Source organism: Rhizorhabdus wittichii, from assembly GCF_017607425.1.
Taxonomy (GTDB): domain Bacteria; phylum Pseudomonadota; class Alphaproteobacteria; order Sphingomonadales; family Sphingomonadaceae; genus Rhizorhabdus; species Rhizorhabdus wittichii.
Window position 1 is genome coordinate 2,186,982 of the sequence record NZ_CP059319.1, and the last position, 25,028, is coordinate 2,212,009.

A 25,028-nucleotide genomic window follows, 5' to 3' on the forward strand; every position below is an offset into this window, starting at 1 on the left:
CGCACATTGGCCCTTGGCCCGGTGGATGGGCAACCAAAATCGGTCCGGGCGGCGCGCCGGATATCGCCGCTGAGAAAGGGGATGCTCAGGCCGACAGCGTGTCGACCACCTCCTCGGTCGAAACGATGTCCGAGAAATAGCAGGCGAGGCCGTCGAGCGCGTGGTTGTGCTCGGCATCGGTCAGCGCCGCGGTCGCGTCGGCGACGACGATCACCTTGTAGTCGAGCTGCATCGCGTCGCGCGCGGTGGACTCGCAACAGACGTTGGTCGCCGTCCCGGTGATGATCAGCGTATCGATCCCGCGCTCCCGGAGCCGATCGTGCAGTTCGCTCGTCCCCTGCACGAAGGCGCCGAAGCGGGTCTTGTCGACCCTGATGTCGGACGGCGCGACGTCGAGATCCGCGTGGAGCGCGAAGCCGTGGCTGTCGGGCCCGAACGTCTCCAGCATCGCATCGCGCCGGTCGGCCGGGATGAACCGGTCGAACCAGGTCGACCAGCCCTTGCTGCCCTCCTCGGTCGCGAGGAACTGGACGAAGACGTTCAGCCCGCCCGCCGCGCGCACCGCCCGCGAGATGGCGTTGATCGCGGGGATGATCTCGCGCGCCACCGGAATCTCGACGATCGCACCCGGCAGGGTGAAGCCGTTCTGCATGTCGATGATCAGATGCGCGGTCCGCTTCGGATCGATCGAGTCCAGCAGGCCCCGATGGCTGCCCCGCATCGCGATCAGCCGGGCCCGGATATCCTGATCGATGTCGATCGCGTGCATGCCCCGTCCCTCCCTGTTGCGGCCGTACCGGCCATAGGGTGGGCCCGGATCGCGATCAAATCGCCGGCTTGGATGGGCACCATAGCCAGGACCTATTGCGCGCCGCCCGCCTGCGCGGGCGGCGCCGGGACGAAGCCCGCTCAGAAGCTGTAGCGGGCTTCCAGGCCGAAGGTCCGGGGCGGCGCGACCGCGCCCTGGGCGGGCGTGCCCAGGATCGGGGTGTTCACCACGCCGCTCGTCTTGGTGTCGATATCGGTGATGTTCTTCACGAAGGCGGTGACCTGCCAGTTGCTCGCCGCCTTGTAGGTCAGCGAGGCGTTGACCTTGGCGAACGGCTTCTGGCTCAGCAGCTTCAGGTTGGCCGGGGTGAAATAATAGCGGGTCGAATATTCGCCGTCGACGCGGGCCGCAATCTCGCCGTCGCCCAGCGCCCAGGTATAGGTGCCGGCCAGATAGGCCTGGAACTCCGGCGCGTTGTTCAGGTGGTTGCCGCTGAAATCGACCGTGGCCAGCAGCGGGCGGGCGCCGTCGGGACCGGCATAGTTCTTATATTTGGTGTTGAGGTAGGAACCCGAGGCCTCCAGCTTGAACTGGTCGCTGACGATCGCGTCGATCTGCGCCTCCACGCCATAGACCCGCGCCGTCGCGGCGTTGGTGGTGACGACCGCCGGGCCGACGACCTGCAGCACCTGCAGGTTGGTATAGTCGTAATAGAAGCCCGCGGCGTTGAAGCGCAGCCGGTTGTTCGCCATGGTCGTCTTGATGCCGACCTCATAGGCGGTCAGCTTCTCCGGCTCGAACGCCGGCGCCACCGTGGTGACGTCGTAGCCGCCCGACTTGAAGCCCTTCGAATAGGACGCATAGACCATGGTCCGCGGATCGACCTGGTACTGGATGCCGAGACGCGGCGTCGTCGAGTTGAACGAGACGCGCGGCTGCACCGTCACCGGTGGCAGCGGCGTGTCGTTGGTGGTGGGCGAATTGGCGATATAGGGCTGCGTCAGGCTGAAGCCGTTGACCAGGAAGGCCTGCTTGCGCTCGTTGCTGACACGGATGCCGGCGGTGAGCGAGAGGTTGTCGACCACTTCATAGGTCGCCTGCGCGAAGGCCGCCTTGGCGCGCGTCTTGATCGTGCCGCCGATCTCGACGAAGTCGACCAGATAGTCGGGGGTGCCGTCGTCGGGGACGCCGAAGAAGGCATTGAGCACCGAGCGCGGGAACGGCGACGAGCCCGGGACCGACGAGTCCTTCTCGCGGAAGTAGAACAGGCCGGCGGTCGCCTTCAGCCGGTCCGAGGTGTAGTTGAGCTGCACCTCCTGGCTGAACTGGTGCGCAGGCTCGCCGGCGATGAAGAAGGCGTCGACGGAGCTGCCGCCGCCCAGTGGGGTGATGGTCAGCGAGTTCTGGTCGCGATAGCCGGTGATCGACTTGAGCTGGAAATCGCCCAGCGACCATTCGAGGATGCCGGTGACCGCGTCGATGCGCAGACGGAACTTGGAATCGCGCGGCGAGGCGATGTCCTGGACGTCGGAGGCCGCATAGCCGCCGAGCTGCTGGAAGACCGGCGGCGTGCCGAGCGCGCCCGGCAATCCGGTCAGGCCGGCGGCGCCGAAATAGTGGAGCGCCGCGCCATTGTCGCTCTGCTTGTAATGCTCGTAGATCAGGGTGCCGGTCAGGGTGTCGGTCGGCTTGACCACCACCGTGGCGCGGACGCCCCAGGCGTCCTTGTCGCTGACGTCGTTGCCGGTGACCAGGTTCTTGCCGTAGCCGTCATGCTTGTCCATGAAGCCGGCGACGCGGACGAGCAGGCGATCCTCGACCAGCGCGCCGCCGACCGCGCCCTCGACGTTGAGCGCGCGATAGTTGCCGACCAGCACGCGGCCGAAACCCGACCATTCGTTGGTCGGCCGCGCGGTCGACATATTGACCGAACCGGCGGTGGCGTTGCGGCCGTAGAGGGTGCCCTGCGGCCCCTTCAGCACCTCGACCGAGGCGATGTCGTACATGCCGGCGAGCTGCGCGATCGGGCGCGAGACATAGACGTCGTTCAGGTTGACCGCGACCGCGCCCTCGGCGGTCGGCACGAAGCCCGAGCTGCCGATGCCGCGGATGGTGAGCTGGGCATAGCCGTCATTCTCGCCCATCTTGAAGGCCGGGACGAGCTGCTGCATGTCGGTCAGCGTGCGCACTTGCGCTGCCACCAGCGTGTCGGCGCTCAGCGCCGTGACGGCGACCGGCGTCCGCTGCGCGCTGCTGCTGCGCCGCTCGGCGGTGACGATGATGTCCTGAAGGCCGGTGGTGCCGGCATCGTCCGCCGTCGCGGCCGGCGCGGCCTGCTGCGCCTGGACGGCGCCGGCCGCGACGAGCAGGCTCGCCGACAGGGCCGACGCGTGAAGAAGCGCTCTTATGCTAGTCATGATCTTGGATCCTCCCCTAAATAAGGCAAAAGCTCGCCACTGCCCGGACCGTCTTTTTGACGATCTCCTCCGAGCATCTCGCTTGCCAAAAAGAATTACATGTTCACTAAGACGGTAACATTCCAAATCGAGAAAAATGGTTTTTCCAAATCACGCAGATTATTTTTCAAAATCCCCGAAAAATAATCATTCATCTTATCAAATATATACTGTCGACATTCACGCCGTCACGAGATTGACCTTGTCCGCGACGACCGCGCTCCGCTCCTCGCGGCACATCTGCGCGATCCTTCGCCGCACCCGGATCGCCGCGGCGTCGCTCGGCAGGATCGCCGGTTTCAGCGACCAGAAATCCTCGCCGCCCATCCGGTCGGCGACGCCTTCGACCATCGGATTGTCCTCGGCCAGGAAGACGCGGCTCTGCGCCTCGCGCACCATCGCCGGAATCCACGCCTCGTCGTCGCCATAGCTGCCCGAGCTGCCGAAGAAATAATGGGTGCTCTGCTCGGTCTCGGGGGTGAAGATGTGGAAGGCGTAGGCGCCCTTGTCCTGGATCGGCTCGGCCCCCGGCGGCACCGCGCCGAAGTCCATCATCATGATCGAGGGCGCCATCCAGACGACGTTGTTCCACTGGTCGCAGGGCTGCCCCTGCATCGGCCCGAAGCCGCACAGCGTGTCGGGCATCCAGAGCACAGCCCGGATCGTCCCGTCCCGCTCGCTGACCTTGACCTCGGCCGCGCGCATCGTCGCGTTGCCGAGCGACCCGTCATGCAGGAAGCCGACATGGGTCAGGTCCATGATGTTGTCGGTTTCGAGCAGCCAGTTGGCCTTCACGTGCAGGTAATTGCCGATATTGTCGTGCCCGCCCGCCGGCGGGATCAGCGCGAGATCGGGAATGGACGCCGGATCGGCCAGCGCCGGATCGCCCGGCCATATCCACAGGATGCGGTGGCGCTCGACCAGCGGATAGGCGCGCGTCCGCGTGCCCGGCGGGAAATGCCCGCCGCCGCCCGGATTGGCGATGCAGGCCCCGCTCCGCCCGAATTGCAGGCCGTGATAGCCGCATTCGATCCGGTCCCCCTTCAGCCGGCCCAGGCTGAGCGGCGCGAAGCGATGGGGGCAGCGATCGTCGAACGCGACGGCGGCGCCATCGTCGAAGCGGGCCATGACGATCGGCCTGCCGAACAGGCGGCGCGCCAGCAACGTGTCACGAACCTCGTCCGCCCAGGCCGCCATGTACCAGCAGTTGAGGGGAAAGCTGCGATCCGACATCCTCGAGCCCTGACCTGCTGCTCTTCGCGACAGCTTGTGTGTGGGCTCAGTTAAGTCGGATGCCGGCCCGCCGTGTAGGCATCTAGCCGAAAGACATAATTTCCAATTTGGCACGTCCGCGTCCACGGGACGGAGGCCGCGATGCCGGGGTCCGCGCGATCACGGATATCCGGCGATCGGCCGCGCCATCCGACGGCCATCAGCTTTTCCCCGAGGCAATGGCCGCGTTTTTTCCATTTCGGAAATCCAGTGCTTCCGGGAGGCGATTGCCAAAGCCTGCCCGGCCCCGCAGGCTCGCGTCAAAAGTTTTAGGGAGCGACACGAGGATGAAGAGCTGGAAAGACGATCCGCGAGCGGACACCAACCCCCTGTTCAACGACAATCCGCTCAAGCTCGGCCTGTTCGGCCTGAACGGCATCGGCATCAGCATGACCAACGTGCCAGAGGCGCCCAACGCCCGCTGGAGCGAATCCGTCGCCGTCTCGAAGATCGCCGACGAGGCCGGGTTCGAGGCGAACGTCCCCTATGCGCGCTGGCGCGGCTTCATCGAGGAGGAGCCCTCGCACCGCAGCGGCCTCGCCATGGATTGCTACACCTGGGCGGCGGCGACCAGCCAGCTGACCAGCCGGGGCGGCGTCTTCTCCACCTCGCACGTTCCCACCATCCATCCGATCGCGGCGGCCAAGCAGTGCGCGACGATCGACCTGATCTCGGGCGGCCGCTTCGGCCTCAACGTCGTCGCCGGCTGGAACAAGCCCGAGCTCGACATGTTCGGCGCGCCGATGAAGGAGCATGACGACCGCTACGCGCAGGCCGCCGAATGGATCGAGGTCATCCGCCAGCTCTGGACCCGCGAGGAAGCCTTCGATTTCGAGGGGCAATATTATGCGATCAAGAAGGGCATCAGCCTGCCCAAGCCGATGCAGAAGCCCTTCCCGCCGATCATGAACGCGGGCGGATCGGACCGCGGCCGCGCCTTCGCCGCCAAATATGCCGACATGGCCTTCGTCATCGTCAAGTCGGACGATCCCGACGAGATCCGCAGGGAAGCCGACCTCTACCGCCGCACCGCGCGCGAGGAGCATGGCCGCGACATCCAGATCTGGACCTATGCCTATGTCGTCCAGCGCGAGACCGAGCAGGAAGCCCGCGACTATCTGAACTATTATGCGGTCGAGCATGGCGACGACCGCGCGCTCGACGGCTGGATGCGCCTCCAGGGCATGCACACGCAGCTCATGCCCAAGGACGTGATGGAGGCGATGCGCTTCCGCTTCAAGGCCGGCAATGGTGGCTTCGAACTGGTCGGCACCGCCGACCAGATCACCTCGCGCCTCGAACTGCTCAAGCAGGGCGGGATCGACGGCGTGCTGCTCGGCTGGGTCGGCTTCGAGGACGGCATCCAGCGCTGGGTCAAGGACGTGATGCCCCGCATGACCCAGGCCGGGCTGCGGCTGGGCTGACCGCATGGCCTTCGACACCGCACTCGTCGCCGAACTGGCGGCCCGGCTCGATCGTGCCGAGCAGGACCGCGAGCAGATCGCCCAATTCTCGCGCGCCCATGACGGCATGACGATGGACGACGCCTATGCCGTGCAGGCCGCCTGGATCGACCGCAAGGTGGCGGCGGGCCAGACGGTGATCGGCCACAAGATCGGGCTGACGAGCCGCGCCATGCAGCGCGCGGTGAACATCACCGAGCCCGACTATGGCGTGCTGCTGTCGCCGATGCGGTTCCACGACGGGCAGACCATCCCGATCGACCGCTTCATCGAGCCGCGCGTCGAGGTCGAGATCGCCTTCGTCCTGAAGAAGCCGCTCGAAGGACCGGACTGCACGATCTTCGACGTGCTCAACGCGACCGATCATGTCGTCCCCGCCGTCGAGATCATCGACGCCCGGATCGAACGCCACGACCGGAACGGCGGCGGCACCCGGACCGTGCTCGACACGATCGCCGACAATGCCGCCAATGCCGGCATCGTGATCGGCGGCCGGCCGATGCGGCCCGACGCGATCGACCTGCGCTGGGCGCCCGCGATCCTCTATCGCAACGGCGAGATCGAGGAGACCGGGGTCGGCGCCGCCGTGCTCAACCACCCGGCCAACGGGCCGGCCTGGCTCGCCAACCGGCTGTCGCGCTTCGGCGTGTCGCTCCAGGCGGGCGAGATCATCCTGGGCGGCTCGTTCACCGGGCAGGTGTTCGTGCGGCGCGGCGACAGCTTCCACGTCGATTTCGGGCCGCTCGGATCGATCGGGATGCATTTCGCGTGAACATGTTCAAGGCCGCGATCGCCACCGGCCGGCGGCAGATCGGCTTCTGGCAGGCGCTCGCTACTCCCTATACGGCGGAGATCTGCGCGGGCGCCGGCTTCGACTGGCTGCTGATCGACGGCGAGCACGGCCCCAATGATCTGCCGCTGGTCCTCCAGCAGCTACAGGCGATCGAGGGCTCCCCGGCCGAGCCGGTCGTCCGCCTGCCCTGCGCCGACACGGTGCTGGTGAAGCAATATCTCGACATCGGCGCGCGCACCCTGCTCGTCCCGATGATCGAGAGCGCGGCGCAGGCCGCGGCGATGGTCGCCGCCTGCCGCTATCCGCCGCGCGGCGTCCGCGGCGTCGGGTCGGCGATCGGCCGGGCCAGCCGCTGGAACAGGACGCCCGGCTATCTCCACGACGCCGAACGGGACATCTGCCTGCTGTTGCAGGTGGAGAGCGTCGCCGGGCTGGAGGCCTGCCACGCCATCGCCGCCACCGACGGCGTCGACGGCGTCTTCATCGGCCCGTCCGACCTCGCCGCCGCGCTCGGCCATCTCGGCGATCCCGGCCATCCCGACGTCCAGGCGGCGATCGCCGGCGCGATCGATCGCGTCCTGTCGGCCGGCAAGGCGGCGGGCCTGCTCGCGGCCGACGAGCGGCTGGCGCGGCGCTATCTGGCGGCGGGGGCGAGCTTCGTCGCGGTCGGCACCGACGTCACCGTCCTGGCGCGCGGCGCCGAGGCGCTGGCCGCCCGCTTCCGCGAGGATGAGGGCGCGCCCACGACCGGGACGGTCCCCGACCCGACCTACTGATCGCCGACCGCTTCGAGCATGGCGCCCTTGCGTTCGCGCGCGATGCGTTGCGCGAGGATGCGGCGCGCGCGGACGCCGCCGGCGTCGGTCGGCAGGATCACCGGCCGCAGCTCCATGATGTCGCGATGGCCGACGCGCCGCTGCTGCGCCTCGAGCACCGGCTTGTCCTGCTCGCCGAAGCCGACCCGCTGCCATTCGCGGATCTTCTCGTCCGCCTCGGGATCGCCGACCCCATAGTCGCGGCTGTGCGCGTAGAAATAATGGCAGCTCCCGTCCGCCTCGGGCGTGACGAGATGGGCGCTGTGGTTGCCGATCAGATATTGGTCGGGCGCGCCCGGCTCGGTCACCGTCGCCGACAGCTTGATGTTGGAGGGCAGCGTCCAGCGCGTCTCCATGGTGAAGTCGATCAGCTTGTCGGGGCCGAGGAAGCTTTGCAGGAACGGCGCGGGCCGGCCGTTGGGGAAGGTGATCGAGCGATGGACGACGTCGCCGTCCTGCCAGGTGTCGTCGACCAGCCGATGATAGGCCTCGGACGCCTGATAGTCGCGATGGACGAACTGGACGTGGGTCAGGTCCGACAGATTGTCGATCGCGAGCTGATAGTCGGCGCGGACATGGGCATAGCCGGTGACCGTCGCCCGCGCGGGATCGGCGAGGAAGGAGAAGTCGGCGATGCCGTCCGGATCGGCGAGCGCCGGATCGCCGGCCCACACCCAGATCACCCGATCGCGCTCGACGACCGGATAGGACCGCACCACCGCGCGTTCGGGCGGGTCGCCGAGCGGGTTGAACATGCAGCGGCCGTCGCTCCCGAAGCGCAGCCCATGATAGGCGCATTCGAGCACGCCGTCGGCGACGCTGCCCAGGCTCAGCGGCACGAAGCGGTGCGGGCAGCGATCGGCGAGCACGACGAGGCCGTCCTTGCCGCGAAAGCAGACCAGCTCCTCGCCGACGATCGTCCGGCCGAGCGGGGCGTCCGCGACCTCCTCGCCCCAGGCGAACATGTACCAAGCGTTGCGCAGGAAATTGCCGCTCGTCTCTCCACCCACGTCGCGATCCTTTTCAGGCCGGTTCGGGCACGCGGCGGCGATAGCCGCTGCCGACATGATCGGACGGCAGGCGGCCGCCGGTCTCGGGGAAGAATTTCTCCCGCATGGTCCCCGGCGCATAGGCGGTCTTGTAGAGCCCCCGATCCTGCAATTCGGGCACGACCAGATCGACGAAGGCGCCCAGCCCGCCGGGCTCGACCGTCCGGACCAGGTTGAAGCCGTCGATGTCGGCCTCCTCGACCCATTGCGCCATCTCGTCGCACACCTCGTCGGCCGAGCCGACGAAGAAGGCCTCGCGACCGCCGACCTTGCCGAACCGGCCGAGGTCGCGGACCTGTAGCGGCCGGCCCGGATTATGGGTGGTCATCGCCTCCATGATCGACTGGATCGCGTTGCTCTCGACATAGGTGATCGGATCGTCGGGCGCATATTTGGACAGGTCGATGCCCAGCCATTGCGAGAACATCGCCAGATTGCCCGTCTCGTCGCTATAGGCCGCGATGTCGCGCTGGATGTCGCGCGCCTCGGCGCTGGTCGGGGCGACGATGACGGTGGCGGCGTTGAACACCTTGATGCTGTCGGGCGCCCGCCCCGCGCGCACTGCCTCGTCGCGATAGGCGCGCACCGTCTTGCGGGCGAAGCCGATGTCGCTGGTCGACATGAAGGTGCATTCGGCGTGCCGCCCCGCGAAGACCCGCCCGCGCGACGAGGCGCCGGCGGCGTAGATCAGCGGCGTGCGCTGCGGCGACGGTTCCGACAGGTGGATGCCATCGCAGCGATAATGCTCGCCATGATGGTGGACGGCATGGATCCGCGACGGGTCGGCGAAGATCCGCGACGCCTTGTCGCGCACCGCCGCGCCATCCTCCCAGCAGCCTTCCCACAGCTTGTACATCAGCTCCATATATTCGTCGGCGATGTCGTAGCGCGCGTCGTGCGCCACCTGCTGGGTCGCGCCGACCGCGCGGGCGGTGCTGGCGAGGATGCCGGTCACCACGTTCCAGGCCACCCGCCCCTTGGTCAGGTGATCGAGCGTGCTGAACCGCCGCGCGAGCAGATAGGGCTGCTCATAGGTGGTGTTGCCGGTGATCCCGAAGCACAGGTCGCGGCTGACCGCCGCCATCGCCGAGATCAGCATCATCGGATCGTTGTTCGGCAGCATGGTGCCCGCGCGGAGCACCGCGTCGGGCGTCCCGCCATAGACGTCGTTCGCGCCCAGCACGTCGGCCAGGAACACCGCGTCGATCAGCCCGCGCTCGCACAGCCTGGCGAGATCGGTCCAGAATTCGAGATCGGTATAGCCCAGGCCGTTCGACTGCGGATGCGCCCAGAGCCCCGCCCAGGATTGCGTCGGCGACGCCATCGAAAAAGCGTTGACCGCGATCTGCTTGGTCCGCCCCATATCCACTCCTCGCCATGCTATCTGCCTACAGCATCCTCCGATGCGGCCCGACGGCAAGCCGGAATCCGGAATGTTACTCTTGTCGTTTTGGAAAGCGCTTTTGATTGGCCCGCGCGCGAGCCGCGGCGGTAGACCGATGCCATGAACAGGGGAGAGGATCTTTCCATGCCGCCTGCGGACGGGGCCGCATCGGTCGCGCGTCCGGCCGGGCAAGGACATGATTTCCATTGCTACGATCCCACCGCCGGCCATGGCCTGCGGCACAATCCGATGCAGGCGATCATCGCGCCGCGACCGATCGGCTGGATATCGTCGGCCAGCGCGGCGGGCGTCAACAACCTCGCGCCCTACAGCTTCTTCAACATGTTCCGCGCGACGCCGCCGCTGATCGGCTTCTCCAGCGGCGGGCGGAAGGACAGCCTGCGCAACGCCGAGGAGACCGGGCGCTTCGTCTGGAACCTGGCGACCCGCTCGCTCGCCACGGCGATGAACCGCTCCTCCGCCGTCGTCCCGCACGAGGTGGACGAGTTCGCGCTCGCCGGGCTGACGCCGATGCCGTCGAGCTTCGGCAGCCCGCCCTGCGTCGCCGAATCCCCGGTCTCGTTCGATTGCGTGCTGACCCAGATCGTCGACCTGCGGGATCGCCACGGCCAGCCCTCGGGATCGCACCTCGTCATCGGCGAGGCGGTCCATGTCCGCATCGCCCGCACCCTGATCGCTGACGGGGTCTACGACACGCTGGCGAGCGATCCCATTCTTCGCGGCGGCGGCACCGCGGACTATTTCCATCTGACGACCGACGGCCATTTCCGAATGGAACGACCGGACTGAACCGAGGAGAGGCAAGGCTATGATCGACGGCGTGACGACACGGCAAGGCCGGCTCAGCGGCATCGCGACGCGGAGCGGGAGCGCCTTCCTGGGCATCCCCTATGCCGCGCCGCCGGTCGGCGAGCTGCGCTGGCGCCCGCCGCACGAGCCGTTGCCCTGGCAGGGGACGCGCGCGGCCGACCGCCATTCGCCGGTCGCGATGCAATATCTGCCCTCGCCCGCCTCGCTCTATCATCCCGGTTCGCCGCCGCTGAGCGAGGACTGCCTGACGCTCAACGTCTGGACCGGCGCCGGAAGCGGATCGGATCGACGGCCGGTGATGGTCTGGTTCCACCTCGGCGCCTTCATGTTCGGCTCCTCGGCCTGCACCACCGCGCCCGACGACAAGCCGCTGTTCGACGGCGCCGCGCTCGCCGAACTGGGCGTGGTGGTGGTGACGGTGAACTATCGGCTGGGCCGCTTCGGCTTCCTCGCCCATCCCGGCCTCACCGCCGAGAGCGACCATCGCGCCTCGGGCAATTACGGCTTCATGGACCAGGTCGCGGCGCTGCGCTGGGTGCGCGACAACATCGCCGGCTTCGGCGGCGATCCGGACAACGTCACCATCTTCGGCGTGTCGGCCGGGTCGGCGAGCTGCTCGATGCACATGGCCTCGCCCTTGTCGAAGGGCCTGTTCCATCGCGCGATCGCCGGCAGCGGCGCGTTCATGGGCCCGCCGAGCGGCAGCAGCGGGCTGTTCGACAAGCTGCTCGACCTGCCCTCGGCCGAGGCGCGCGGCCTCCAGATGTCGGAGGCGCTGGGGGCCGGCGACGTCGCCGCGCTCCGCGCCCTGCCCGCCGACGCGATCATGGCGGCGCCGATCCCGATGGAGCCCGGCGCCTGGTATATGGAGGCGCTCGGCGGCCATCTCGGCGAGGGGGCCGCCGACACCAACTATCCGATCGTCGACGGATACGCCCTGCCCGACAGCCCGGCCGCGATCATCCGCGCCGGCCGGCACAACGACGTGCCGCTGCTGACCGGCTCGACCGTCGACGACTGCTCGGGCCTGCCCGCGATCCGCGACCTCGCCGACTATCGGGCCTATGTCCGGCAGGACATGGGCGAGCTGGCCGACGCGGCGCTGCGCGCCTATCCCGCCGCAGACGACCGGGAGGCCACGCGCGCCAGCGGCGACCTGCTCGCCGACCGGGTGTTCGGCTGGCAGAACTGGACCTGGGCCAGGCTCGCCGCGCGGCATGGCCGGCAGCCGGTCTATTATTATGACTGGCTCCATGCCCCGCCGATCCCCGAGGGCCGCTATATCGAGAGCGGCTTCGGCGCGGTCCATGCGGCCGAGATGCCCTATGTCTTCCGCAACCTCGACGCCTATGACTGGTCCTGGACGGCGGCGGACGAGCGGCTGTCCGATCGCATCTCCGCCTATTGGGTCAATTTCGCGCGGTCGGGCGATCCGAACGGCGGCGACCTGCCGCCCTGGTCGCGGCTCGAGGGAAGCGACGGACCGGCGATGCGGATCGGCGCCGAGCCGGCGATGGGCCGCCCGGGGCGCGGCGAGCGCTTCGCGGTGCTCGACGCCTATTATGCGGACCGCGCGACGCCCTGACTATTTTCCAGTCACGCCATCCATTCGGGCGTGCCGCGAAAGGCGTCGCGCAGGTGATCGATGAACACCCGCGTCTTGAGCGGCAGGTTGCGGCGCTGCGGATAGACGACGTAGATGAAGCTGTTGATCACGCCGCGATCGGGGAACAGTTCGATCAGCCGGCCGTCGTTGATCTCCTGATAGACTAGGTAGCGCGACAGATGGCCGATGCCGACGCCGTCGAGGATCGCCTGCTTGTAGATGTCGCCATGGTTGACCACCAGGTTGCCCGACACATGGACGACATTCTCGACGCCGTCCTGCAGCAGCCGCCATTTCGCGGTGCTGGACGCCTCGTTGGTCAGTAGGCAATTGTGGCTTTCGAGGTCCCTGGGCTCGGCCGGCATGCCGAACTTCTCGACATAGGCCGGCGACACGCACACGCTGCGGATGTTGGGCGCCAGCTTCACCGCGATCAGCCCGGGCTCCAGATTGCTGCTGATGCGGACCGCGACGTCGATGCTGTGGTCGATCAGGTCGACCAGTTCGGGCGTGACCCGGAAGTCGAGGCTGATCTTGGGATAGCGTTCCAGGAAGCTCGGGATCAGCCGCGGCAGGTGGTAGCCGGCGAAGGACGGCCCCATGGTGATGCGCAGCTTGCCCTGCGGCTCCATCTGATATTCGAGCATCTCCGCTTCGGTTTCCTCGACCTCCTTCAGGATGATCAGGCACCGGTCGTAGAAGCGGCGTCCGAGCTCGGAGACCGAGAGATGCTTGGTGGAGCGGACGATGAGCTGCCCGTGGATCTTCTCCTCCAGGAAGGAGACATGCTTGCTGATCGTCGAGGGCATGACGTTCAGCCGATAGCCGGCCTCGGAGAAGCTGCCCGCTTCCACCACCGCCACGAAGGCGCGCAGCGCGCTCAGATTGTCGAGCATCGAGCGGTAGATGTTCTTGACGTCGCCCTTCATCCGGTCACCTGCCCCTTGCCGTGGCGCGCGCGCCCACTGTCGTCAGGCGGCGCGCAGCGGGATCGGCGACCGCCGACGATCATTGCCCCGCATTAGAGTCAAATATCGACGGGAGGGCAAGCTGCATGCCAAGCGTGCGACCGATCGCGCAGACCTGCATGAAGCGGGTCGCCTGGAACAGCAGCGCGACCGCCAGTCCGGGCGAAGCGAGCGACGCCACCTGCTCGGCCGCATCGCGCGCCGCCTCGTGCTGCCCCTCGACGATCGCGATCGACAGCGCGCGCGCGGCCTGCTGCAACGGCGTGATCTCCGCCGTCGAGGGACGCCCGACCATCGCCGCGATCCAGTCGCGGTCGAGCCCCAGCTTCACCGACAGCCGCTCGTGCTGGATGCGCTCATAGGGGAAGTCCATCGCCTGGCAGACGGTCAGCGCGACGGTCTCGTTGAGGTCGTCGGGGATCGCCCCCTTCAGCGCCACGCTGAGCCCCATGAAGGCCGACAGGACGTCCGGCGCATGGCTCCCATAGCGGAAGAAATCGCCGAAATAGCCCAGCCGGTCGACCGTGGGCTGGAGGAGCTTCTGGAGGTTCTCGCCGATCTCGGCGAATTCGAGCGGGTGTATGTCGGTCATCGTCGTCGCCTGCCGGGAAAAAGTTCAGACCAGTTCGGAGATGTTGGTCTGGAAGCCGATCTGGGTGCCGAGATTCTTGATCGGGTCCTTCATCGTCTCCTGCCAGATCAGCGATTCCGTCGCGATCATCAGCGGGTGATCCTGGATGGTCAGCGAGTAGAAGCCGTCCGGCCCCGACGCATGGTTGTGGATCGACCATCCCGGCGCCGACAGCATCAGGTCGCCGGCCTTCCAGAACAGCTTCTCGCCGTTGACGGTGCTGCGGCCCGAGCCCGCGAACCAATAGTTGATCGCCGCCGAGCTGTGCCGGTGCGGACGATCGACCACGTCGCCGGGATAGGCGGCGATCGACGCGAAGAAGCTGTGCGTCGTGCCGTTCCGCCGCTCGGTCGCCGGGTTATAGAGGATGTAGAGGCGGCGCCCGGTATAGCCCTCGCCGATGCCGCGCACCGCGTTCAGCCGCGGCTCGACGATCGACCAGGGCCAGTGGAGCGCGCGGTTCTCGACCGTGTCGGGATCGACCAGATGCTCATAGGGCATCAGGAAGCCGCCGCCCTCGATCGGCACGATCGGCGCGCTGTCCTTGGCGCGCGGGCCGGCGGGGGCATCCTGCGCCACCGTCTCGAACCAGGCCTCGGATATCTTCGAGTCCTCGGCCTCCTCGCCGTAGAAGACCATCAGCTTCTCGAGCATCGGCCGGTTGGAGAAGGTCAGCCGCACCAGCAGGTCCGACCCGTTGTTCTCGTAGAAGACCGGGTGCATCGACGGCACGTTCCAGACGTCGTGCTTCTCGACCCCGAAGCAGGAGGTGCCGATCCGCGCGGCGCCCTGGCCGCGGATGCAGGTGCCGACCGCCGATCCGTTCGACCGGCTGACGCGGACGCTCTCGCCCGGCTTCAGCACCTCGATATGCGCGTCGATGCCGGGCGCAAGGCCGAGTCCGGGCGCCTGCGCCATCGGATGGACCATGCTGGTCGCGCGCCGGCCGTTGGCGGGCCGCGGCTCGTCGGCGAGCCGCTCGACCTCCCGCTCGATCTCCTCCCTGGTGATGACGATCGACGGCCAGCTTTCCACCGAAGTGGCGAACTGACCGCTCTCGTCGACGAGCTTCGCCTTATGCCCCATGTCCACTCTCCCGAGACCTGTCATGCCGTTGCCATCATGCTGCGCCAGCGCGGCGGCACCCGCGTCGGCTGGTCGATCGTCATCCCGATGCCCTGCTCCGTGGCGCGCTCATAGGCCATGATCGCCACCGACAGGTCCGACAGGCCGGTGCCCATCGGCTTGAACAGGGTGATGTCCCCGCCGGCCGGCGGCGGCGCATCGCCGCCGAGCAGCGAGCCGAGCGTGCGGACCGCCTCCCAGCCCTCCGGCCCCTCGCCGAAATGCTCGCGCAGCTCGCGCGAGTTGCGCCGGGCGTTGCCCAGGCTGTCGACGACCACGCGCGTGCTGCGCGCCAGCACGTTGGGCAGGCATTCGGCATTGGCGGGCAGGATCGCCCCCGCCGCGATCAGCAGCGTGCCCGGCGCCAGCAGGTCGGCGTCGAGGAACGGCGCCGATGCGCGGGTGATCAGCGTGACGATCGGCGCGCCGTCGACCGCCTCGGCCAGCGATCCGCAATCGACCACCTCGAACGGGAAGGCCCCGCGCGCGCGCTCGACGAAGGCCGCGCGCTTCTCGGCGGTCGGGCTGTGGATCCTCAGCCGGCGCAGCGGCCGGACCGCCGCCACCGCCGCCGCCTGGGTCAGCGCCTGCGCGCCGGTTCCCACCAGCGCCATCTCGGCGGCATCGGGCGCGGCCAGCATGTCGGCCGCCAGCCCCGATATCGCCGAGGTGCGGATCTGGCCGAGCGTCGCGGCCTCCAGCACCGCGAGCAACTGGCCGTCGCGCGTGTCGAACAGCGAGAAGATCGCGGTCGCGCCCCGGTCGGTATGGACCCAGGTCTTGAAGCCGGCATAGTTCAGCCCCGGCGACAGCGATCCCAGCGCGTGCATCGCGCCGCCGGGCCAGACGCCCAGCGCCTTGTCGACCGTCTTCGCCCGCCCCTGCGCCTCCTCGGCCAGGCCGACGCGCAACGCCGCCATCGCGTCGTTGATGTCGACCAGCGACGCGACCTCGGCCTCGGTCAGCCAGATCAGCCGCTTCTTGCTCATGCCCCCGCTCCGGAGGCTCCGGTGCCTTCGGCGACCACCGCGTTGCGCAGCAGGCCGACGCGCGGAATGTCGATCTCCAGCACATCGCCGGGGGCCAGCCATATCTTGGGATCGCGCAGGAAGCCGACACCGTCGGGCGTGCCGGTCGAGATGATGTCGCCCGGCAGCAGCCGCGTGAAGCGGGTGATGTAGGCGATCAGCTGCGGGATGGTGAAGATCAGCGAGGTCAACCTGTCCTGCTGGACCACCGCGCCGTTCAGCCGGGTCGTCAACTCCAGGGTCGACGGATCGCCCACCTCGTCCGCCGTCGTCAGCCAGGGGCCGATCGCACCGCTCGCGAGGAAATTCTTGCCCGCCGTCACCTGCCGCGCATGGGCCTGATAGTCGCGCACCGAATTCTCGGCGAAGCAACTATAGCCGGCGACATGGTCCATCGCGTCGGCCTCGGCGACGCGCCACGCCGGGCGGCCGATGATCACCGCAAGCTCGCCCTCGAAGTCGAACTCGCCGGACAGCGACGGCGCCACCACCGGCTGCCCGTGGCCGACCTGGCTCGACGGGAAGCGGACGAACAGCGACGGATAGTCGGGCAACGGCGTGCCCGTCTCGATCAGGTGTCCGCGATAGTTGAAGCCGACCGCGATGATCTTGTCGGGATCGGTCACGGGCGGGAGGAAGATCAGGCTCGACGGCTCGACCGGAGTGCCGGCGACGGCCGCCGCCTCGTCCAGCCGTCCGTCGGCGATCAGCGCCCTGACGCCGCTCGCAAATCCCTCGGGCAGCAGGACCAGTCGGTCGCCATCGTCCCGGACGATCCGGGCACGCCCCTCATGCAGGCAGGTTCCTATCCTCATCGGCTCTTTCGTTCGCTGTTGCGCTTTCCCGTAGGTAAGGCGGTTGCCGCCCCGCGGTGTAGGCACGTCGCCGAAAGACATAATTTCCAATTTGGCACTTCCGTCCGCCTAACGATGCCGCGCCGGCCGATCGGCATTTTTTCGGGCCCATATGAAGAGGATCGCAGCCTCTCGCCGGCGTCGCGCCGCTCGCGGGGCGGCCTCTTTTTCCATTTCGGAAATCGACTGCTTCCGCCGCGCGATTGTCAAAGCCCCGGCCGGGGATCAGCGTCCCGCGAAAATCTAGGGAGCGAGATGAGGATGAAGAGCTGGAAGGACGATCCGCGGGCGGACACCAATCCCCTGTTCAACGACAATGCGATCAAGCTGGGCGTGTTCGGCCTCAACGGCATCGGCATCAGCATGACCGACGCTCCCGAAGGCGCCAAGGCGGACTGGGGCGAGTCCGCCACGGTCGCGAAGATGGCCGACGAAGGCGGGTTCGAGGCGATCGTCCCCTATTCGCGCTGGCGCGGCTATATCGAGGAGGAGCCTGCCCACCGCAGCGGCCTCGCGCTCGACAGCTATACCTGGGCCGCCGCGACCAGCCAGATCGCGCCGCGCCCCAGCATCTTCTCCACCTCGCACGTGCCGACGATCCACCCGATCGCGGCGGCCAAGCAATGCGCGACGATCGACCAGATGTCGGGCGGCCGCTTCGGCCTCAACGTCGTCGCCGGCTGGAACAAGCCCGAGCTCGACATGTTCGGCGCCTCGATGCTCGATCATGAGGACCGCTACGGCCAGGCGGCCGAATGGATCGAGATCCTGCGCGAGCTTTGGACCCGCGACGAGGCGTTCGACTATGAGGGCCGCTATTACACGATCAAGAAGGGCATCAGCCTGCCCAAGCCGATCCAGAAGCCGATGCCGCCGATCATGAACGCGGGCGGATCGGATCGCGGCCGCGCCTTCGCCGCCAAATATTCGGACATGGCGTTCGTCATCATCCGCTCGGACGATCCCGACGAGATCCGCCGCGAGGCCGATCATTATCGCGACCTCGCCCGCAACGAGCATGGCCGCGACCTGCAGGTGTGGACGCTCGCCTATGTCGTCCAGCGCGATACCGAGCAGGAAGCCCGCGACTATCTGAACTATTATGCGGTCGAGCATGGCGACGACCGCTCGCTCGAAGGCTTCATGGCGATGCACAACATGCACTCGCAACTGCTGCCCAAGGACGTGATGGAGACGATGAAGTTCCGCCTCAAGGCCGGCCATGGCGGCTTCGAGCTGGTCGGCACCGCCGACAAGATCACCTCGCGGCTCGAACTGCTGGCCAAGGCCGGCATCGACGGCGCGCTGCTCAACTGGGTCGGTTACGAGGACGGCGTCGGCCGCTGGGTCAGGGACGTGATGCCCCGGCTCCGGCAGGCGGGACTCCGTCGCACCTGAGACGGGGACGCACCGACGACGACCGTCAGGCCCTCACCGGCCTGACGGTCATTCGCTCCTGTCGTCATTCCCGCGAAAGCGGGAATCCACGGTCACGGCACATTCCGTCTCCTGCGGGCCGCCGTCCATGGATTCCCGCTTTCGCGGGAATGACGGAAAGAAGAGGAAATCGGCGTACTTCGATCACATCCGTAGAGACTCTAGCCGGGTAGCCCCGCCGATGCGGAAGCCGTAGGAATAGGTGACGCCCGCCAGCACCTCATGATCGGCGAAACATTCGAGCGCCTCGTCGGGCGCGCTGCCGAGCTCGATGAAGGGCTCCCCGGCCCAGACATCGCCGACCCTCAGGTCGCTGCGGTTGACCTCGACCAGTTCGGACACCGGCGTCTGGGTCGGGTGCAGCGCCGGCCAGTGGCGATGGCCGAAGGTGGCGGGGCGCGACCGGAGGTCGCCGGCATCGCCGGCCCGCGTCACCGTCAGCCCCAGCCGGAACAGGGTGAAGCCGTGCCGCGCGCATATCCCGCCGACCACCGCACCTTCGCGCAGGCCGCCCGTCACCGGGTTGTAGGGATGCGGCCGCGCCAGCGTGATCGCGCCGATCTTCTTGGGATAGCCGTTGAGCCAGCCGCGGATCAGCGACCATTCCTTGTCGACCCAGACGAAGGCCGGGAAATAGCCCTGCCGGTCGCCATGGGTGCAGGCGATGCTGAGCGCGGCTTCGTTGTAGACCGCGCCCGCCGGATTGCGCAGCATCGCCGCCGGCTGGTCCTCGCTGGTCGACTGGAAGGCACCGACATAGGCCATGCACAGCCCGTCCGCGACCTTGAGCCCGGCGGGCAGCAGCGCCTGCAACCGCGCGGGATCGCAGCGCAGATAGACGGTCAACATGTCGGCGCCCCAGCCATAGAGGGCGTCGTCGACCAGGCTGGCCCGCCCCGTCGGCGTCAGGAAATGCGTCGCGCCCGCCATCAGCGCCCTCCCCCCGGCGCGGACCGCGTCACGCCTCGAAACCCGGACGCGCACCCAGGTGCAGCGGCGGGCGGTTCACATATTCCTGCATGATCGTGCCGTTCAGCGCGCCGAGCAGGGCGTTGTCCTGGATCGCGAAGGTATAGGCCTCGCGATCGAAGCGGCCGTTGGAATGCGCGGCCCAGGCCGGGGCGGTCAGGACCAGGTCGCCCGGTCCCCACAATATCTCCTCGCGCTCGACGATCGTCTTCCAGTTGCCGGCGACCGCATAGTTGAGCGCGGTGACGTTGTGCCGGTGCGACCGGGCCATGTCCCATTTCCTGCCGGTCCAGTTGGGATCGACGCCGCCGCTCATCCAGGCGGTGATCGTGTTGGTCGATCCATGGGTGCGGCCGGTCGACGGGTTCCAGTACATGGCGATGATCGCCGCGCGCAGGTCGGGCGTGTCCTTGTCCATGTCGTTGAGGAAGGCCTTCACCTCCTCCCACCGCCACAGCAGCGCGGTCTGCTCGACCACCTCCGGGTCGATGAAGGCATGATAGGTCTTGAGCGCGCCGCCGCCGGTCGGCAGGCTGTGGACGAAGTCCGCCATCGGATGGCGCTGATGCCTGGCCGCCTCGCCTTCCCCCTCCGCCGCCGGCGCTTCGGCCGCCGTCCCGTCCGACACGTAGAGCGCATGAAGATGTTCGAGCAGCGGCGCGTCGCTGAACATCAGCCGGACGTGCGGCGCATCGCCGCGATTGGCATAGGTCTGGATGGCCATGTTCGGCGTCGACCAGGTGTCGAGCCGCCCGACCTCGAACGCCTTGTTGTCGATCCGGGCCTCGCCGCGCCCCTCGATGCAGATCCGGACGCTCGACGCATTGGTCGCCGGCAGCTCGACGACCTCGCCGGGCATGATCACCTCGATCGACGCGCGGATGCCGGGGGTGATGCTGTTGGTGGTCGACTGGGGGTGGACGATATGGGACAGCCGCCGGCCATCGGCCGGCCGGGCGATGGCCTTCAGCCGATCGATCTCGCCGTCGATCTCCTCCCGGGAGACCTTGAACGCCCTCCAGAAGCGCGGCATCCGTTCCTGCTCGCCGGAAGCATCCACGAAAGGACGCCCGGCCGCTGCCTCCGCATCCACCATATCACTCTCCCGCATCCGATTGTCTTGTCGCACAACTGCCTGTGCTTCGGACCTATCGGGGGATCGACCAGGGGGTTAGCGAAAATTCCGAAAGAGATATTTTCCAGTTCGAAGCGCAGCCGCCCGAAAGCGGCCCGGCCGCCGACCAGCCGGGCCATTCCGAAGACGGGGAAGGTCAGAAGCTGCGCCGGACGCCCAGGAACCATTCGCGCGGACGACCGAACAGGACTTCGGAGTAGCCGACGCTCGGGCTGGCATAGGCGGTCGTGAAGTAGCGCTTGTCGAACAGGTTGGTCACGCCCGCAGTGACCTGCCAGACGCCCGACGGGTCGCGCCAGGCGATGCTGCCGTTGACGAGATGATAGCCCGGCTGGATCGCCGCCGGCGTATTGGCGGGGTTGCCGTAGACCTTGGTCCGATAGCTCCAGTCGAGCTGCGGCGTGATCGTTCCGATGCCCGTCTCGATCTCGTAGGAAGCGTTGCCGGTCAGCGACCAGGTCGGCGCATAGGCGAAGCGGGAGTCGTTGTTCACGTCGATCGCGCCGAGGTTGGTTGGAACGTTGCGATATCCCGCATCGAGATAGCCCGCGCCGAACTGCAACCGCAGCGGCGGGATCGGCCGCGCCGAGATTTCGACCTCGCCGCCATGGATGCGCGCATCGCCGGCGTTGAAGGTGATCGCGCCGACCCGCCCGGTCGGAATGCCGCTGACCTGGATATTGGTATAGTCGGTGCGGAAGACGGCGGCATTGAACTGCAGCCGGCGGTCGAACATCGTCGACTTGAAGCCGAGTTCGTAGACCTTGGCATATTCGGGCTGATAGTCGGGTACGGTGGTGGTGGGCGGGAAGAAGCGGAATGCGTAGCCGCCGCTCTTGAACCCCTCCGAGAAACGGAAATAGGTCATGATGTCGCGCGAGAATTTGTAGCTGACGTCCGCCGTCGGGTTGAGGTCGTGATAGGTCGACCTGTACTTGACGTACGGCGCCAGCCGCGATCCGACCGGGAACGGGGTCAGGCCGGAATTGGTCACATATTGATCGGGCAGGAAGCGCTTCCAGTCCTTCGTGTAGCGCAGGCCGCCGGTGACCGACAGCTTGTCGGTGACGTCGAACGTGGCCTGGCCGAACAGCGCCGCCGAGTCATTGTCGATCCGGCCGCCGGACATGAAGTCGATCCGCGAGGTATAGACCATGTTGGCGTCGCCGCCCTTCTCCTTGAAATAATAGGCGCCGGCGATCCATTTCAGGCGATCGTCGAACGACGTTCCCAGCACCTGGAATTCCTGGCTGAACTGCCACTGGTCGTAATCGTCGACGGTCTCGAAGATGCGCAGCGGCGAATGATCGCCGTCGCGGGAGGAGATCGACTTCATGTCGCGATAGGCCGAGATCGACTTGATCGTGACCTTGCCGATCTCCTGCTCGAGGTTGAGCGAGACGCCCCACAGGTCGAGGTCCGACTGGGAGGGAAAGGTGCCGTAGGTGATCCGCTCGCCCTTCTGCGGAATCCATTGCGAATTGTAGCAGAGGCTGTTGCCGACCGGCCCGGGGTTGGGCGTGCAGGCCGCGCCGGCGACCTGCGTATTGTAGACCTGCACGAAACCCGCATTGGGATAGACGGCGACGAGCTGATTGGCCGCCATGTTCTCGCGGCGGCGCGTTCCGTCGACGATCAGGCGGGCGCGGAAGCCGCCCTCGGTTTCCGCCAGCATGTCGATGCGGCCGGACCAGCTATCCTGGTTGCCGTTGCGGACGCCGTCGGAAACGCGGCGGACATAGCCTTCCCGGCTGCGCCGCGAGCCCGAGGCGCGGACGGCCAGTCCCTCGGCGATCGGGATGTTGACGGCGGCCTTGGCGTCGAAGCGCTCGAAGCTTCCGGTCCGCACGTCGACATAGCCTTCGAACGCGTCGTCGCTCGGCCGCAGCGAGGTGATGCTGACCGCGCCGCCGATGGTGTTGCGGCCGAACAATGTGCCCTGCGGCCCGCGCAGCACCTCGACACGCTCGACGTCTGCGACGTCGAGAAGCGCGCCGACCGACCGCGCGACATAGACGCCGTCGACATAGAGGCCGACCGCCGGCTCGGTCGTCGGGGTGAAGTCATATTGCCCGATGCCGCGGATGAAGGTCGTGGTGGCAGCGTTGTTGCCCGAGATCGCCGCCGATTCATTGAGGATCAGGTTGGGCGTGAAGTTCGAGATGCCGGCGATCGTGCCGACCTGGGCGCGTTCGAGCGTCGCGGACGACAGCGCGGTTATCGAGATCGGCGCCTCCTGCAACCGCTCCTCGCGCTTCCGCGCGGTGACGGTGATCGCCTCGACGCCTTCGACATCCTCCGACGCCCCGGTCTGGGCGTAGGACGGATTGCCGAACGCCAGCAGGCTGGCACCCGCCGCCAACGCGGCGAGCCGCACGGTCATGATCGATCGTTCCCTGTTCATAATCGGAAGCTCCCTTTTTCGACGCTTATGGTGTGACGATGTTGAAATTGGGGATCGGGCTGGCGAGTGCCCCGCGCAGCAGTTCGACGGCCGCGCGATCGCCCTCGACCTGCGCGACGGTGGACGCCGCGACCGGCTTGCCGAGCAGCATCGCGACGATGGCCCGCGTGTCGCCCGAGACCCGTGCCCGGGGCGCGTCCTTCGGCGTGATCGCCCGGTGGGTGAGGACGCCGTCCTCGATGGTGACCAGCTCGGCCTGCCGGCCGTCGCGCAGGCCGATCTCGACGGACTGGCCCACGATCCGCGCCGGATCGATCCGCGTCGCCAGCACGTCCAGCACGGCGGTGAGCGGCAGGCTCTGCAGGAAATCGCCACTGACGTCATAGGCCGTGGTCGGGGCTCCGGAGCGCAATTCCTGCGCGCCCGTCAGGTAGAAATTCCGCCAGGTCGCGCTCTCGGCCTGATAGCCGAGCTGCTCATAGGCATCGGCGAGCAGGTAGCGGCCGTCCTGCCTGGCCGGATCGGCGAAGACGATCTGCTTCAGCAGCTCCGCCGCCCAGCGATACTCGCCCCCATCCACCGCCGCCGCGGCGATCTTCATCGCCCGGTCATGGCCTCCCATCGCCTCGACATAGCGCGGCGCGGACTGTTCGGGCGGCAGGGGATCGAGATTGGAGGGGTTGGCGTCGAACCACCCCAGATAGCGGTCGTAGATGCCCTTGCTGTTGTGCCGCAGGGTCCCGTAATTCTCGCGATTATACCAATGCCGGCTCTGGTCGGCGGGCAACGCCATCCGCTCGGCGATCTCGGTCGGCGTGTAGCCGTCGTTCATCAGCCGCGCGGTCTGGTCGTGCATGAAGGCGTAGGCGTTGCGATAGTGGCGAAGATAGTCGCCGATCTTCGCCTGCCCGAAGCGCGGCCAGAAATGCGACGTGACCAGCGCATCGGTACGGTCGCCGAAGCGCTTCATCGCGACGTCGATATACTCGGCCCATTTCCTGGCGTCGCGGGCCGGCGCGCCGCGCAGCGTCTGCACATTGTGGATCGTCGCCGTCAGGATCTCGGCGCCGCACAGCACCCGCATGCCGGGCAGGTGGAACATCAGCTCGGACGGTGCTTCGGCGTCGGGGGTGATCATGAATTCGATATCGACCCCGTCGATCGTGCGCCGGGCGCCGTCCTCGGAAATCTCCTCGGTCGGCGGCACGAACGAGATCGTCCCCTTGGCGAGCCCGCCCTTGAAGGCCGGGCCGAGCCCGTAGCTGACCGCGCCCTGCGCGCCGAACGGCAGGTACATGCCGAACATGAAGTTGTTCCGGCGGCTCATCGCTGGGCCGGCCACCACATTCTCGCTCAGCGCCGCCGCCGAGAAGCCGCCCGGCGCCAGCACCGGCACGCTGTGGTCGCGCAACTGCGCCTCGGTCAGGACGCCGGCGGTGCCGCCATAATGGTCCGGGTGGCTGTGGGTGAGGATGATCCCCGTCACCGGCCGGTCGCCGAGCCTCGCCCTGACCAGCTTCAGCGCGGCGGCGGCGGCTTCGGTCGCCATCAGCGGATCGACGAGGATGTAGCCGGTCTTGCCGAGGATGACCGTCATGTTCGCGAGGTCCATGCCGCGGACCTGGAAGACGCTGGGCGTGACCTGATAGAGGCCGGGCCTGCCCATCACCTGGGCCTGCCGCCACAGGCTGGGGTTGACCGACGCCGGTCGCGACCCGGCATAGAGGCCGTAGCCGGTCAGGTCGCGGACCACCTCGCCCGACGCGTTGCGGATCTGCGGATCGAGCGGCGGCGCGATGAAGCCGCGGGCAGCGAAGTCGAAATCCTCCCGATCGTCGAGCGGAAGCGATCGCTCGACCTCGGCCAGGCGCTCGACCGTCGCCGCCGAGGGAGGCTTGGGCAGGCGATCGAACGCCGACCCGGCGTGAACGGGACCGTGCCAGCCGACCAGCAGGGACGCCGCCAGCGCCGTGCCGCCCAGCACCCTCCGCTTGCCGAAGAGACCATTGCCACGCTGCCAGGAAGTTTTGACCATATGC

At 67.6% G+C, this 25,028-nt stretch carries 20 protein-coding genes; 6 read left to right on the plus strand and 14 right to left on the minus strand.

Annotated features, from left to right (window positions below; all coding sequences use genetic code 11):
• Nucleotides 1–85: 85 nt before the first annotated feature.
• The 3 genes from HRJ34_RS10365 to HRJ34_RS10375 form a co-directional block, all read right to left on the minus strand.
• Entirely contained in the window at nucleotides 86–769 is a 684-nt protein-coding gene (locus HRJ34_RS10365) for a cysteine hydrolase family protein (RefSeq protein ID WP_208634025.1), read from the minus strand.
• Between the two features lie 140 nt (nucleotides 770–909).
• Complete coding sequence (locus tag HRJ34_RS10370; RefSeq protein WP_208634026.1) at nucleotides 910–3,186, minus strand: TonB-dependent receptor; 2,277 nt, start codon at nucleotides 3,184–3,186, stop codon at nucleotides 910–912.
• Nucleotides 3,187–3,405: 219 nt separating this feature from the next.
• Entirely contained in the window at nucleotides 3,406–4,458 is a 1,053-nt protein-coding gene (locus HRJ34_RS10375) for an aromatic ring-hydroxylating dioxygenase subunit alpha (RefSeq protein WP_208634027.1), read from the minus strand.
• 326 nt (nucleotides 4,459–4,784) lie between these two features.
• Here HRJ34_RS10375 and HRJ34_RS10380 point away from each other — a divergent pair, with 326 nt between their 5' ends.
• The 3 genes from HRJ34_RS10380 to hpaI are packed head-to-tail and all read left to right on the plus strand — an operon-like array spanning nucleotide 4,785 to nucleotide 7,529.
• The gene (locus HRJ34_RS10380) at nucleotides 4,785–5,921 is read left to right on the plus strand and encodes an LLM class flavin-dependent oxidoreductase (RefSeq protein WP_012050450.1); all 1,137 of its coding nucleotides are present in this window, start codon (nucleotides 4,785–4,787) and stop codon (nucleotides 5,919–5,921) included.
• A 4-nt stretch (nucleotides 5,922–5,925) separates the two neighbouring features.
• On the plus strand, nucleotides 5,926–6,732 hold the full coding sequence (gene hpaH, locus HRJ34_RS10385; RefSeq protein WP_012050449.1) for a 2-oxo-hept-4-ene-1,7-dioate hydratase: 807 nt from the start codon (nucleotides 5,926–5,928) through the stop codon (nucleotides 6,730–6,732).
• Between the two features lie 2 nt (nucleotides 6,733–6,734).
• A complete protein-coding gene (gene hpaI / locus HRJ34_RS10390) occupies nucleotides 6,735–7,529 on the plus strand; it encodes a 4-hydroxy-2-oxoheptanedioate aldolase (RefSeq protein ID WP_208634346.1) in 795 nt (264 codons plus the stop codon).
• Here the strand turns inward: hpaI and HRJ34_RS10395 are convergent.
• Both HRJ34_RS10395 and HRJ34_RS10400 read right to left on the minus strand, forming a co-directional pair.
• Nucleotides 7,523–8,578 (minus strand): aromatic ring-hydroxylating dioxygenase subunit alpha, encoded by a 1,056-nt coding sequence (locus tag HRJ34_RS10395; protein ID WP_226949138.1) that lies wholly within the window; start codon nucleotides 8,576–8,578, stop codon nucleotides 7,523–7,525. The genes hpaI and HRJ34_RS10395 overlap by 7 nt on opposite strands.
• Before the next feature lie 13 nt (nucleotides 8,579–8,591).
• Complete coding sequence (locus tag HRJ34_RS10400) at nucleotides 8,592–9,980, minus strand: LLM class flavin-dependent oxidoreductase (RefSeq protein WP_208634028.1); 1,389 nt, start codon at nucleotides 9,978–9,980, stop codon at nucleotides 8,592–8,594.
• 165 nt (nucleotides 9,981–10,145) lie between these two features.
• Between HRJ34_RS10400 and HRJ34_RS10405 the strand changes: the two genes are divergently transcribed.
• A complete protein-coding gene (locus HRJ34_RS10405) occupies nucleotides 10,146–10,811 on the plus strand; it encodes a flavin reductase family protein (RefSeq protein WP_208634029.1) in 666 nt (221 codons plus the stop codon).
• Between the two features lie 19 nt (nucleotides 10,812–10,830).
• Nucleotides 10,831–12,417 (plus strand): carboxylesterase/lipase family protein, encoded by a 1,587-nt coding sequence (locus tag HRJ34_RS10410; RefSeq protein WP_208634030.1) that lies wholly within the window; start codon nucleotides 10,831–10,833, stop codon nucleotides 12,415–12,417.
• Between the two features lie 11 nt (nucleotides 12,418–12,428).
• On the opposite strand, the gene HRJ34_RS10415 is transcribed toward HRJ34_RS10410, so the two are convergent.
• From HRJ34_RS10415 to HRJ34_RS10435, 5 genes are all read right to left on the minus strand, one after another.
• Nucleotides 12,429–13,367 (minus strand): LysR family transcriptional regulator, encoded by a 939-nt coding sequence (locus HRJ34_RS10415; RefSeq protein WP_012050443.1) that lies wholly within the window; start codon nucleotides 13,365–13,367, stop codon nucleotides 12,429–12,431.
• A gap of 79 nt (nucleotides 13,368–13,446) precedes the next feature.
• Entirely contained in the window at nucleotides 13,447–13,998 is a 552-nt protein-coding gene (locus HRJ34_RS10420) for a carboxymuconolactone decarboxylase family protein (RefSeq protein ID WP_208634031.1), read from the minus strand.
• Between the two features lie 24 nt (nucleotides 13,999–14,022).
• Nucleotides 14,023–15,123 (minus strand): cupin domain-containing protein, encoded by a 1,101-nt coding sequence (locus HRJ34_RS10425; protein WP_208634032.1) that lies wholly within the window; start codon nucleotides 15,121–15,123, stop codon nucleotides 14,023–14,025.
• 20 nt (nucleotides 15,124–15,143) lie between these two features.
• Nucleotides 15,144–16,151, minus strand: a complete 1,008-nt coding sequence (locus HRJ34_RS10430; RefSeq protein WP_208634033.1) for an ornithine cyclodeaminase family protein — start codon at nucleotides 16,149–16,151, stop codon at nucleotides 15,144–15,146.
• Nucleotides 16,148–17,005 (minus strand): fumarylacetoacetate hydrolase family protein, encoded by an 858-nt coding sequence (locus HRJ34_RS10435; RefSeq protein ID WP_208634034.1) that lies wholly within the window; start codon nucleotides 17,003–17,005, stop codon nucleotides 16,148–16,150. The genes HRJ34_RS10430 and HRJ34_RS10435 overlap by 4 nt, the downstream gene beginning before the upstream one ends.
• Before the next feature lie 300 nt (nucleotides 17,006–17,305).
• Here HRJ34_RS10435 and HRJ34_RS10440 point away from each other — a divergent pair, with 300 nt between their 5' ends.
• The gene (locus HRJ34_RS10440; RefSeq protein ID WP_208634035.1) at nucleotides 17,306–18,442 is read left to right on the plus strand and encodes an LLM class flavin-dependent oxidoreductase; all 1,137 of its coding nucleotides are present in this window, start codon (nucleotides 17,306–17,308) and stop codon (nucleotides 18,440–18,442) included.
• 183 nt (nucleotides 18,443–18,625) lie between these two features.
• Here HRJ34_RS10440 and HRJ34_RS10445 read toward each other — a convergent pair whose 3' ends face one another.
• The 4 genes from HRJ34_RS10445 to HRJ34_RS10460 all read right to left on the minus strand — a co-directional run bounded on the left by HRJ34_RS10445 (nucleotide 18,626) and on the right by HRJ34_RS10460 (nucleotide 25,024).
• On the minus strand, nucleotides 18,626–19,411 hold the full coding sequence (locus tag HRJ34_RS10445) for an acetoacetate decarboxylase family protein (protein ID WP_208634036.1): 786 nt from the start codon (nucleotides 19,409–19,411) through the stop codon (nucleotides 18,626–18,628).
• 28 nt (nucleotides 19,412–19,439) lie between these two features.
• Nucleotides 19,440–20,546, minus strand: coding sequence for a cupin domain-containing protein (locus HRJ34_RS10450; protein ID WP_208634037.1), 1,107 nt, complete (start codon nucleotides 20,544–20,546; stop codon nucleotides 19,440–19,442).
• 175 nt (nucleotides 20,547–20,721) lie between these two features.
• A complete protein-coding gene (locus HRJ34_RS10455; RefSeq protein ID WP_016743871.1) occupies nucleotides 20,722–22,989 on the minus strand; it encodes a TonB-dependent receptor in 2,268 nt (755 codons plus the stop codon).
• A 25-nt stretch (nucleotides 22,990–23,014) separates the two neighbouring features.
• Nucleotides 23,015–25,024 carry an alkyl/aryl-sulfatase gene (locus HRJ34_RS10460; RefSeq protein WP_208634038.1) on the minus strand — a complete coding sequence of 670 codons (2,010 nt, stop codon included), beginning with the start codon at nucleotides 25,022–25,024 and terminating at the stop codon, nucleotides 23,015–23,017.
• Nucleotides 25,025–25,028: the final 4 nt, after the last annotated feature.

Excerpts from the sequence above, each read along its gene's own strand:
- hpaI (WP_208634346.1), top strand. The coding sequence starts at position 6,735 with ATGTTCAAGGCCGCGATCGCCACCGGCCGGCGGCAGATCGGCTTCTGG.
- HRJ34_RS10400 (WP_208634028.1), bottom strand. The coding sequence starts at position 9,980 with ATGGGGCGGACCAAGCAGATCGCGGTCAACGCTTTTTCGATGGCGTCG.
- HRJ34_RS10455 (WP_016743871.1), bottom strand. The coding sequence starts at position 22,989 with ATGAACAGGGAACGATCGATCATGACCGTGCGGCTCGCCGCGTTGGCG.
- HRJ34_RS10440 (WP_208634035.1), top strand. The coding sequence starts at position 17,306 with ATGAAGAGCTGGAAGGACGATCCGCGGGCGGACACCAATCCCCTGTTC.
- HRJ34_RS10450 (WP_208634037.1), bottom strand. The coding sequence starts at position 20,546 with ATGGTGGATGCGGAGGCAGCGGCCGGGCGTCCTTTCGTGGATGCTTCC.
- HRJ34_RS10370 (WP_208634026.1), bottom strand. The coding sequence starts at position 3,186 with ATGACTAGCATAAGAGCGCTTCTTCACGCGTCGGCCCTGTCGGCGAGC.
- HRJ34_RS10425 (WP_208634032.1), bottom strand. The coding sequence starts at position 15,123 with ATGGGGCATAAGGCGAAGCTCGTCGACGAGAGCGGTCAGTTCGCCACT.
- hpaH (WP_012050449.1), top strand. The coding sequence starts at position 5,926 with ATGGCCTTCGACACCGCACTCGTCGCCGAACTGGCGGCCCGGCTCGAT.
- HRJ34_RS10430 (WP_208634033.1), bottom strand. The coding sequence starts at position 16,151 with ATGAGCAAGAAGCGGCTGATCTGGCTGACCGAGGCCGAGGTCGCGTCG.
- HRJ34_RS10410 (WP_208634030.1), top strand. The coding sequence starts at position 10,831 with ATGATCGACGGCGTGACGACACGGCAAGGCCGGCTCAGCGGCATCGCG.
- HRJ34_RS10445 (WP_208634036.1), bottom strand. The coding sequence starts at position 19,411 with ATGGCGGGCGCGACGCATTTCCTGACGCCGACGGGGCGGGCCAGCCTG.
- HRJ34_RS10380 (WP_012050450.1), top strand. The coding sequence starts at position 4,785 with ATGAAGAGCTGGAAAGACGATCCGCGAGCGGACACCAACCCCCTGTTC.
- HRJ34_RS10460 (WP_208634038.1), bottom strand. The coding sequence starts at position 25,024 with ATGGTCAAAACTTCCTGGCAGCGTGGCAATGGTCTCTTCGGCAAGCGG.
- HRJ34_RS10415 (WP_012050443.1), bottom strand. The coding sequence starts at position 13,367 with ATGAAGGGCGACGTCAAGAACATCTACCGCTCGATGCTCGACAATCTG.
- HRJ34_RS10365 (WP_208634025.1), bottom strand. The coding sequence starts at position 769 with ATGCACGCGATCGACATCGATCAGGATATCCGGGCCCGGCTGATCGCG.
- HRJ34_RS10405 (WP_208634029.1), top strand. The coding sequence starts at position 10,146 with ATGCCGCCTGCGGACGGGGCCGCATCGGTCGCGCGTCCGGCCGGGCAA.
- HRJ34_RS10435 (WP_208634034.1), bottom strand. The coding sequence starts at position 17,005 with ATGAGGATAGGAACCTGCCTGCATGAGGGGCGTGCCCGGATCGTCCGG.
- HRJ34_RS10420 (WP_208634031.1), bottom strand. The coding sequence starts at position 13,998 with ATGACCGACATACACCCGCTCGAATTCGCCGAGATCGGCGAGAACCTC.
- HRJ34_RS10375 (WP_208634027.1), bottom strand. The coding sequence starts at position 4,458 with ATGTCGGATCGCAGCTTTCCCCTCAACTGCTGGTACATGGCGGCCTGG.